Genomic DNA, 9553 nt, shown 5'->3' with positions numbered 1-9553 from the left:
TTTTCCAACAGCTATAAAGCTCGCCTTATCAAATATCACCATTATTGGAACCCAATCTCAGAGTAGATTTTTTATAGTTCCCCCACCTTAATATTTTACTAGCTGCGCTCTTTCTGAGGAGGCTTTAGGGATGGGTGAGTCCACCGCATACAGGCTCAGAGAGCTCAGCAAAAGAACCATTACGCTACTCAGTTTAGGGACAAGCGTACATTTACATGCTAAAAACCAGTAAGCTATGACAACTGTTTTACTCCGTACTCTTCCCCCTCGACAATACCTGTAGAGCGTTAGACTATCACTAGGTGCAAAGTACGGACAATACCATTGGAATACTCGACTCAGGAGTTGGTGGGCTCTCAGTCTTGTTGGAGGTCCGTAAAAAACTGCCTCACGTCCCCGTCCACTACATTGGCGACTCAGAGTGGTGCCCGTACGGCAATAAGCCAGCCGAGCTGATCCAATCCCGTTCCTACGCGGTGGCAGAAGAGCTCATCGAAATGGGAGCACGCACTATCGTCGTCGCCTGCAACTCCGCGACTATCCATGCGGTAGAAGCCCTGCGTGCTCGCTACCCGATCCCCTTTGTGGGCATGGAGCCTGCAGTCAAACCGGCTAGTCAGTGCACCAGATCCGGAATCATCGGAGTGCTTGCTACTGAGGCATCGATCGCTGGTGAAAAATTTCACGCGCTTCTCAAAACCCACATCCATCCAAAGGGACTCAAGGTCATCACCCAACCTTGCCCAGATTTCGTGACCTTAGTGGAAGACGGCATGCTTAGTGGACCTAAAGTCGAGGCTGCTGTCCGCGAATACGCCCACCCCATGGTAGAGGCTGGAGCTGACACTTTGGTGCTAGGATGCACCCACTACCCATTTCTTAGAGAATCGATCCAATCTGTTGTGGGGCCAGACATCCAACTCATCGACACAGGCGAGGCCGTAGCGCGCCGCACCGCCTCTTTAGTCGAAGACTACGAGGGTCTTGCAACGATTTCTGTGCATACAACTGGAAACCTTGCTTGCCTAGAACGTCTTTTTCCGATTCTCTGCCCATCCCTCCCCGCCCACCTCCACCAGATCACCATTGCGTGAAGTGCTCAGACTCAGCGTCATCACTACACACAGCCAACTCACATTTTCCAATTATGTCCTTTCAAGAACTTCACGAGCGCATCCAAAAAGCCGTCGCGGATACCGGCTACACTAAGCCCACCCCTATTCAAGAGCGTGCTATACCTAGAGTTCTAAAAGGAGCGGACGTCATTGGCATCGCACAAACAGGCACTGGCAAGACTGCCGCCTTTACTCTCCCTCTCCTTTCAAAGCTCGCGGAGTCTACTGAAGCCAAGGAAACCCGCTGCACACGCGTACTCATCATCGCTCCCACTCGCGAGCTGGTATCCCAGATTCACGACAACGTACGCACCTACGCAAAATACACCAATCTCCGCACCGCCGCAATCCACGGAGGCATCACTGACAGAGGACAAATCGAAAAACTCGACACAGGAGCGGACATCATCATTGCCACACCAGGGCGCTTACTCGATCTCGTAGAGCGTGGCCATGGCAAGTTCCAAGGGCTCAAAGCTCTCGTGCTCGATGAAGCAGACCGCATGCTTGATATGGGATTCATCTCCGACATCCGCACCATCGCCAAAAAACTACCAAAATCCCGCCAGACCTTGCTTTTCTCAGCAACCATGAATGCGCAGATCGAATCGATGACAAAGGAATTTCTCAATTCCCCAACCATCGTAGAAGTCGATCGCCGTGCGAACCCTGCCGAGACCATCTCTCAGTCTATCTACGAAGTGTTCGAGCACCAGAAAACCGACCTTCTCAATCATCTTCTCGACAGCTCGCATAATTTCTACGCTGTCATCGTCTTCGTTCGCACACGAGAAGGAGCAGAGACGCTCATTCAAGCTCTGAAGCATTCTAAAGTAAGTGCTGAGGCAATCCACGGTGACAAGAAACAAGGGCAGCGCCGTAAAGCTCTGCGCGATTTCAAAGAAGGTAAAATCCGTGTACTCGTCGCCACTGACGTCGCCGCCCGCGGGATTGACATCAGCGGAGTCACCCATGTCATCAACTTCGATTTCCCTGAACACAGCGAGGACTACATCCACCGTATCGGCCGCACCGGCCGAGCCGAAGCCGAGGGTGAAGCCATCACATTCACCACTCCTAGTAATTTTATGGCTCTCAAGAAGCTTGAAAAGCTGATCCGAGTGACTCTGCCACGTAACAAGGCTGATGGATTCAAATACGCTAAAGCTCCTTTACCTGAGGACAAAGGCCGCCGTACGGGACCGAAGAAGGAAGAAAAGAAGAGCCACTTCGATACACCGTCAAAGTTCTCCAATAAAAATAAGCCCAATAGCCGTAACAAGCCCGACTCAAATAGACCTAGCCGTAGGCCAAGCGCTAAGCCAGCAGGTAAAAAGCCCACACGCAAGCGTAGATAGTTTGCTATATGGTTCTATTATAGCAGCACTCTTTTCCTAAACTAACATGGGCGACAGCAAATCAGATCTTATCAAGCAAGTCATTGAAGCACTCAGCGTCGATCTTGCCGTTCTGCGCAAAGCTGCTTTGGAAACGCATTCTAGCTCCACCGACTCACAAAGTAAGCAGGAAGGTAAATACGACACTCAAGGAATTGAGGCGGCCTATTTAGCTGGGGCTCAAGCTGAAAAAGTCATCGACCTAGAGGAACACATCAGCAAACTGCAGCAAATCTCAGGAGACGACCTGGCTGATGCCGCCCCCGTCTCCCAAGGCGCTATGATTGTTGTCAGCACTGACGAGGATGATCTCAGCTACATGATGCTACCTGCGGGTGGTGGAATGAGCTTAGCATACCAAGGCTTAGATTTTATCGTCGTCACCCCTGGTTCACCAATCGGAGCTACATTATTAGGCAAACACATTGGCGACACGATCGAACTACCTAAACACGGAAATTCCTTCATCTCAGATCTCTGGTAAGATCCACTGTTAGAGGATTTCCTCAAGCCTTTCCTCTTTGATAAAGGATTGTAGCCTTATGATCGCTGGCCACAGTGGCTGCCAGTCACTCTTTCGATCCAACATCATCATTGGTGAAAGAATACTCCCGTCGAGTTTGACATCCATATAGTGTAGGTCCTCGGTCTCAAATGGCTGAGTCGCAACTCCACTCACCCCATCGAAAAATCCGCTACCACTGGTCAATCGATCCACCCAAGCTTTTTTTTCAGGAAGCATAACGAGTCTCACGATGCCGTAGCCCTCACCATTCATGCGCAAGACTCCATTACTCATCAGCGTTATGTCCTCACCTCTCAACTCGATGGATGGAAATTGAACGACACCGCCATGGACATAGGACTGAAACAATAAACTATCAAAGTGAGCAGTCGTTCCTCTATGACCTTCTACTGCTCGAACATCTAAAGCTCTCACGTCAGCTATGCCCCGCCAAGTGGACGGATGATTCATCAATCCTGTAAGTTGCACCCTCCCTGTAATATTATCTACAGAAAGATCCACAGTGAGATCTAGATGCATAAATAGTTTCTCCACTCTCTGCTCCGGAATCAGTAAATCAATGTAAAATACTAGCCCTTGTGAGCCATGACCGACATAGATATCCGGTCGTAACTTGATACCAAAGAAATCGACCACCGTTTCTTTCACTGACAGAACTGGTCCCTTTTTCTCAATCTTGATAGTTCCAGAATTGTTCAATTCTCGGTCAAAGACTGACACTCCGTCCCAAGCAAGTTCACCAGTTAGATCGTGCCCTCCGACAGGGAGGTCAGCATCGACCCCATCCACAACATGTACTTCCCCATGCTTATTGACTATCCTAAATTGGGCGTCGCGCACACGTAACCATGATTCATAAAAGTTTTCCGGCCCATTATTCCCAACAGGAGCTGAAGATTGATTTGGCTTCCCTTCTACCTTTTTTACGCCCGCAGTAGGCTTTACTCTCTCAACTTCAGGGCTAGCAGCAGCAGAGAGCTCTACAGGCTCAACCGCCACGCCACCAGACCCTTGACCATTTGTGCTAGCTTTGCTTTCAAGCGCTGCCACAACGGGTTCTTCTACTAAATCTTGGATCTTAGTTCCCAGTTTCTCTATGATCCATGCATCCGTGAGCGTGATCTCAGGCTGTTCAACGAGCACTTCAGAAAAGCGTATCTGTTTCTTCAAGGCCATCGCATAGTTTGGTCTCACCGCAACATGCTTCACCAGAATTTTACCATCACCCAACTGGCTCTCAATTGCGTAAATATGTAGCACCCCATCGGGCGTCAATGTGATCGTACCGATCTCCCAAACTTCACCCGTTTTCTGTCCTAAAACACCAGTAACATAGCTCTTCGTCCAGCTGCTATTGAGCGCTATATTCCCTACAGTGAAGAGGAAAAATACTAGCAGCAGAAGCCAATAAAAAAGGCGACGCCAAAGACGTCGCCGATTCAACATTGCTCCGATGCTATTCAACCTATCAGAAACTTTGGTTTAGTTCGCATTCTTTGCGGCGAAGCGAATTACTACGCTATTATCAAAGAGCGGCTTACCTCTAGAAGTCACCTCTTGCAGCCGGTAGATAAGGAAAGAATAGTTCCCGTCAGCTGATGTTCCCAGTGCAACATTCTCTTTCGACTTCGTCAGTGAATTGTTTGCTTCATAGCGCCATTCTTTACCCGTCCAGGCACCTAACAAGCTGAGCTTTGGTGCGGCAATATCAGCGATCGGCTCTAACTCTCCGTTTGGAGAAGTGAAGGCATTCTTTTTTGCATCATAACTCAACAATGTGAGCATCGCAGCTGGACCTGAAGCATTGATTTTCCACTGTCCGTCACTAACTTCAGTCAACATCAGCGTTGTGTCTGCTAGCTTTTTAGCCGCACGACTAGCCCAGAGTTTTGCGTAGTTGTCATATTCCTCCTGAGTTACCCCTAGTTTTTCATCATACAACGGAAGCGGGCTCCCCGGTGACTTCTGTGAATGCTCAGCAAACCACTCTGGGTCCTTCTGAGCAGCTTCACTGAGTTTCTGAACAAACCCTTCAAATTCCTTGGGCGGAACGATTGCAATTATTTGCGCCCTCACCGGCTTATCCTTATCAAAACACGCAGCTAATGCTTCTGGCACTTCTGCAGCTGATGCCACCCACTGCAAAGCTATGAGAGCTAGAATGCCTGCTATCCAAGTCTTAGTCATTTTCATAAAATTAATAAAGCACGTTGGCTTCGAATCTCGGAAACTTACCCCAGACATTTGTAAAAACAAGAGCCAATAGCACTCCCTGCGCTAATGTAACCATCCAGCTTGAATAAGCTTACTCAAATGCACACATCGCACTGATTGACCGTTTAGTGGATACCTCAATTCTAACATAACTGGCAGGGGCTGTTTGATATTGATATTCCTACGACCACCAGATGTTATAAGCTTCACCATTTTATCGTCTTCTGGTGATCCAATTTCAGTGTAAGCCCATAGATAGTCATCGCTTCCAATAAGAGTCACCTTGAAACAGCGGAACTTGTTATATTCAGCAAACTCAAAGCCATGAAAACCATCTAATTGGGCAATCTGCACCAAGGCTCTAAAGACATGCGGCTCAATGCTCTTGGTAGATTTAAACGTACTCCAGTCCGATGGTTGGTAAATAACATCAGTCTCCCAGTCCACGAGCGATACTCCATCATCCCTTGTTTCAACTAACAAATGGAGTGAGCCATGCGTGTTCTTATCTCTCGCCCTCACACGCCATAGCACTCCACCTTTCTCCATCACTGCCGACTCCATGAACCGGCTTCTTATCTGCTCAGGCTCCATGGGAAACTTCTTATAGTACTGCTCCATCAGTGGTATTACTCTCTCTGGGTCTCTCACAAACTGCGCCTTTTCTTCTATTGTTGTCGCAGCTAGATACGCAGCAATCGTTGAGTTGCGTATCTCTAATTTTTCGTCAAAACTTAAAGCTCCGTTTGGCGATGCCTCAATGGCTTGATTCACATTCCCGCCGCTATTGATCAATGTGAGGGCCCAAACCGCACAGCCTAAGAAAAAAGCCGCTAGAACCAACACCCCAGCCAGTAACTTCCGTTGCTCGCTTTGAACCTCAGGCAGCTCTTTGCCCCACGCACTTTCCACATGGTCTTCATCGGCAACCTGTTTCTGAAAAAACTGTGCGTTTACTGTTTTAGGCATATTGCTTAGGCCACCCTGTTCGCTTGGATCTGAAGTATTCGCCAAGACGCCAGCCTTCTGCTTGGGCTCGATCCTATAGACCACCTTTTTTACCGAATTTTCCTGCGCTGACATCTAAACTAAAACTAATACTCAGAACAACTTGTTGGCTAGGAAATTTGAACCTACTAGTAATGGAAATCTCAATGGACGGCTGCTTCAAACCTGCTATGAATGTGCACGTGATTGAACCAGAGCCACCTCGAATTATTATCACCACCGCTGGTTTCGGCGAGGGCCACAATAGTGCGGCAAACCATCTAGCTGTCGCTCTTGAATCCAATGCTGAGGTCGAAATCATTGACCCATGTGATCGAGGCGCTCCATGGGTAAATGAACGCATTCGCCAGTTCTACCGCTTTGTCACCACCCATACCCCTAAGACTTGGTCCAGAATCTACCGTTCTACTGAACGTCACGACTTTTCAAAAGAGCGACTCCCGCTCATGCAAAAACCGGAAAACGCGCTGCACGAATCTATCCTCAGTTTCGAACCTGATGCCATTATTAGCACCTACCCACTCTATCCCTACTTCCTAGAACGGTCTTTCCAGCGAGGAGCCAAGCGAGTCCCCGTTTTCACCGCTATCACGGACTCTATTGAAATAAATTCCTCGTGGACCAAAGCGCCCACCGACTATTGGCTCGTCACGGATGAACTCACAAAGAAAAAGCTCGTCGAGAAGGGACTACCATCTGAGAAGATTATAGTCACAGGGTTTGCCGTTCACCCGCGATTTCAAAATCTTCCCTCCATTCCTGTCGACAGTCCCTGTGATCCATTCAAGGTGCTTTATTTTCCCACCTCAAAGAAACCCACTGTGCGTCGCTTCATGCGAGCCATTCTCAACGCTTCAGAAGGCAATACAGAGGTGACAGTGGTTCTAGGTCGTAATGTGAGAAAGCTCTATGACCGTGCACGCGAAATCCAACTCGAGTACCCCGGCCGAGTTCAAATAAAGGGATGGACCCGCCGCGTCCCCGAACTCCTGAGCGAACACCACCTTGTGGTGGCTAAGGCTGGTGGCGCCACAGTCCACGAAGCAATCGCCGCAAAAACTCCAATGCTTATCCATCACCTAGTGCCTGGCCAAGAGGAAGGGAATATAGCCTTGATTAAGCATATTGATGCTGGCCAGCTAACTGAAACGTCGAAACAAGTGCTTGATGCCATCTTAGAAATGACCGCGGATAATGCTAAAATTTGGCGTAGGATGAAACGAAACATGCAAGATAAAGCGCTTCCATGTGGAGCGACCGCGGCAGCCCGTTTTATTTTAGACTGTATCCAAAAATCTAAAAACTCATGAAAACTTATTTATTCGATATTGGGAACGTCTTGCTTGCTTTCGATTTCACTCCTGCTCTTACCTCCTTACTGGGGCCAGATTCCAAGCCCAATGCCTTTCTCGACATCATCGAACGCAAAGACGCATTCGAGTCTGGTCAGGTTGAGGTAGATGATTATGTCCAATGGGCATCCAAGCTACTCGATTTCCATGGAACCGTTGAGGAGTTTAAGCACGCTTGGAGACATATCTTTACGCCAATCCTTGGAACTTGGGAACTGGCTGAAAAACTCAAAGCCGATGGCCACAGACTGATTCTTTACTCGAACACCAATGCTATTCATGCCATTCACTGTCTCGAAACCTACTCAGTCTTCGAGCATTTCGACCATGCCGTATTCTCACACGAAATAGGCGCAATCAAACCACACCCTGAGTTCTTCCTTCGCTCATTTGAGAAATTTAATATCGATCCCGCACTGAGTTACTACATCGATGATTTACCAGAGAACATCGAAGCAGGTCGCAGTCACGGTCTCAATTCTCACCTCTACTCGGCAGACCGCCATCATGAATTGCTCGAATGGGTCACAACACACTAGACTCACAACTCCCCCCAGCCTAAAGCCATGCAAACCTCTCTATCAGCCAAACTGCTCATCTGCGCTATTCCGGTCATGATCTCTAACGCTCATGCTGCCGCGCCGCTAGAATTCTCAACAACTCTCATGGAGGAAAAACTCTGGGAAACAAAAATCAGCGACTTTCAGAAATCTCAGAATGCCTTCAAATTTAAATGGATGAGCGCCAGCAAAAGTCGTCTTCGTTCGCTCGGCAAAGACATCCTCACCTTCGGAGAAAAATCTGGCGAACTGCTGGCAACATCGGATAAATCAGGCCTCATCAATGGACTGTCCATCTCATTCTATAACCGCGGTGACAATGGCAGCATAAGCAAAACCCAATTCGAATCGATCTACAATAAAGTTGCCGACCAAATCACCACAGCTACTCAAAGCAGAGCCGAAGACAAATCAAGCAAGGGAACGGTAGCCCTCACTAAAACTTTTTGGAGATACAAAAATACTGCCTTCCAGCTCGAGAAATCTGTCTCAAAAGCTAACAAATCTCCCGAATTCATCCGCCTACGCGTAGCCTCACTCCGTCAATCACGTGAAGGCTCCTCAACAGCCCGTCGTTCAACCCTCAAAGGTAATGTCGTAGAAAGTCCTAATGGCGACGTCTACATCGGCTCAGTTCCTATGGTTGATCAAGGCCGAAAAGGCTATTGCGTCTGCGCCTCAGCCGCCCGAATCTACCAATACTATGGCCGAGAAACCGACCAGCACGAGATCGCACAACTCGCCGGCTCAACCGCCGATAGCGGCACTCAAATCAACGAAATGGTCTCGTCGCTCAAAAAAGTCACTGGAAAGCTCAACTCTCGAATCGCTATTCTCTATGAATACCCAAAAGGAGTTTCCACTCTACCAACCGCAAAAGAACGTAGCTCCGGACGCGTTAGAAATAATGACTACGAGAAAATCATGCGGGGCTTTAAAGAAATGATCGCCGACGTCAATGACTACCAACGCCTCGCAAAAACACAAAAAGGCAAGAGCATCCACGGAGGATCCAAATACACAAAACTCAGCCGTGACACTCAATGGGGGTTCCAGCAAATGGATGCATTTCGTAGATCCTGTGACCCTAAAATCTTTCGAGAAGTCATGATGGATAAATCCAGCTTCAAGCGCTTCAACTCAAAAATCGAAGAATACATCGACCAAGGAATCCCCATTGCCTGGACGCTCAACCTAGGAATGTTTAAAGAAAAAGGAATCCCACAAATCGGTGGTGGCCACATGCGCCTCATCATTGGCTACAATGAAAAAAACGGTCAAATTATCTATTCCGACTCATGGGGCGCCGGACACGAGAAAAAGCACATGGATGCTGGAGAAGCATTCTGTATGACCACATGCTTGCTGGCCATGCCACCGA

The 9553-nt window shown here is 48.4% G+C and carries 9 protein-coding genes; 6 read left to right on the top strand and 3 right to left on the bottom strand.

Annotated elements, in window-relative coordinates:
- Window positions 1-302 precede the first annotated feature (302 nt).
- The 3 genes from murI to ABGY95_RS08820 are packed head-to-tail and all read left to right on the top strand — an operon-like array spanning window position 303 to window position 2996.
- A complete protein-coding gene (gene murI / locus ABGY95_RS08830) occupies window positions 303-1094 on the top strand; it encodes a glutamate racemase (RefSeq protein ID WP_347441312.1) in 792 nt (263 codons plus the stop codon).
- Window positions 1095-1147: 53 nt separating this feature from the next.
- Complete coding sequence (locus ABGY95_RS08825; RefSeq protein ID WP_347441311.1) at window positions 1148-2473, top strand: DEAD/DEAH box helicase; 1326 nt, start codon at window positions 1148-1150, stop codon at window positions 2471-2473.
- A gap of 46 nt (window positions 2474-2519) precedes the next feature.
- The gene (locus tag ABGY95_RS08820; RefSeq protein WP_347441310.1) at window positions 2520-2996 is read left to right on the top strand and encodes a hypothetical protein; all 477 of its coding nucleotides are present in this window, start codon (window positions 2520-2522) and stop codon (window positions 2994-2996) included.
- A 9-nt stretch (window positions 2997-3005) separates the two neighbouring features.
- Here ABGY95_RS08820 and ABGY95_RS08815 read toward each other — a convergent pair whose 3' ends face one another.
- The 3 genes from ABGY95_RS08815 to ABGY95_RS08805 form a co-directional block, all read right to left on the bottom strand.
- The gene (locus ABGY95_RS08815) at window positions 3006-4502 is read right to left on the bottom strand and encodes a hypothetical protein (RefSeq protein WP_347441309.1); all 1497 of its coding nucleotides are present in this window, start codon (window positions 4500-4502) and stop codon (window positions 3006-3008) included.
- Between the two features lie 18 nt (window positions 4503-4520).
- Complete coding sequence (locus ABGY95_RS08810; protein ID WP_347441308.1) at window positions 4521-5231, bottom strand: hypothetical protein; 711 nt, start codon at window positions 5229-5231, stop codon at window positions 4521-4523.
- A gap of 84 nt (window positions 5232-5315) precedes the next feature.
- Window positions 5316-6335: a hypothetical protein gene (locus ABGY95_RS08805; RefSeq protein WP_347441307.1), complete on the bottom strand. Its 1020-nt coding sequence runs from the start codon at window positions 6333-6335 to the stop codon at window positions 5316-5318.
- 59 nt (window positions 6336-6394) lie between these two features.
- Here ABGY95_RS08805 and ABGY95_RS08800 point away from each other — a divergent pair, with 59 nt between their 5' ends.
- The 3 genes from ABGY95_RS08800 to ABGY95_RS08790 form a co-directional block, all read left to right on the top strand.
- Window positions 6395-7570, top strand: a complete 1176-nt coding sequence (locus tag ABGY95_RS08800; RefSeq protein WP_347441306.1) for a hypothetical protein — start codon at window positions 6395-6397, stop codon at window positions 7568-7570.
- Window positions 7567-8151 carry an HAD family phosphatase gene (locus ABGY95_RS08795; RefSeq protein WP_347441305.1) on the top strand — a complete coding sequence of 195 codons (585 nt, stop codon included), beginning with the start codon at window positions 7567-7569 and terminating at the stop codon, window positions 8149-8151. Before ABGY95_RS08800 ends, ABGY95_RS08795 begins: the two co-directional genes overlap by 4 nt.
- 27 nt (window positions 8152-8178) lie before the next feature.
- Window positions 8179-9553 (top strand): C39 family peptidase (locus ABGY95_RS08790; RefSeq protein ID WP_347441304.1); only part of this gene is annotated, 1375 nt, incomplete at its 3' end.

Source organism: Rubritalea sp., from assembly GCF_039830215.1.
Taxonomy (GTDB): Bacteria; Verrucomicrobiota; Verrucomicrobiia; order Verrucomicrobiales; family Akkermansiaceae; genus Rubritalea.
Note: the sequence above shows the minus strand (reverse complement) of the source record. Positions and strands in the feature narration are given on the sequence as shown.

What these genes read in the sequence shown, in the direction of transcription:
- ABGY95_RS08825 (WP_347441311.1), top strand. Translation starts at nt 1,148, where the DNA reads ATGTCCTTTCAAGAACTTCACGAGCGCATCCAAAAAGCCGTCGCGGAT.
- ABGY95_RS08820 (WP_347441310.1), top strand. Translation starts at nt 2,520, where the DNA reads ATGGGCGACAGCAAATCAGATCTTATCAAGCAAGTCATTGAAGCACTC.
- ABGY95_RS08805 (WP_347441307.1), bottom strand. Translation starts at nt 6,335, where the DNA reads ATGTCAGCGCAGGAAAATTCGGTAAAAAAGGTGGTCTATAGGATCGAG.
- ABGY95_RS08795 (WP_347441305.1), top strand. Translation starts at nt 7,567, where the DNA reads ATGAAAACTTATTTATTCGATATTGGGAACGTCTTGCTTGCTTTCGAT.
- ABGY95_RS08800 (WP_347441306.1), top strand. Translation starts at nt 6,395, where the DNA reads ATGGAAATCTCAATGGACGGCTGCTTCAAACCTGCTATGAATGTGCAC.
- ABGY95_RS08810 (WP_347441308.1), bottom strand. Translation starts at nt 5,231, where the DNA reads ATGAAAATGACTAAGACTTGGATAGCAGGCATTCTAGCTCTCATAGCT.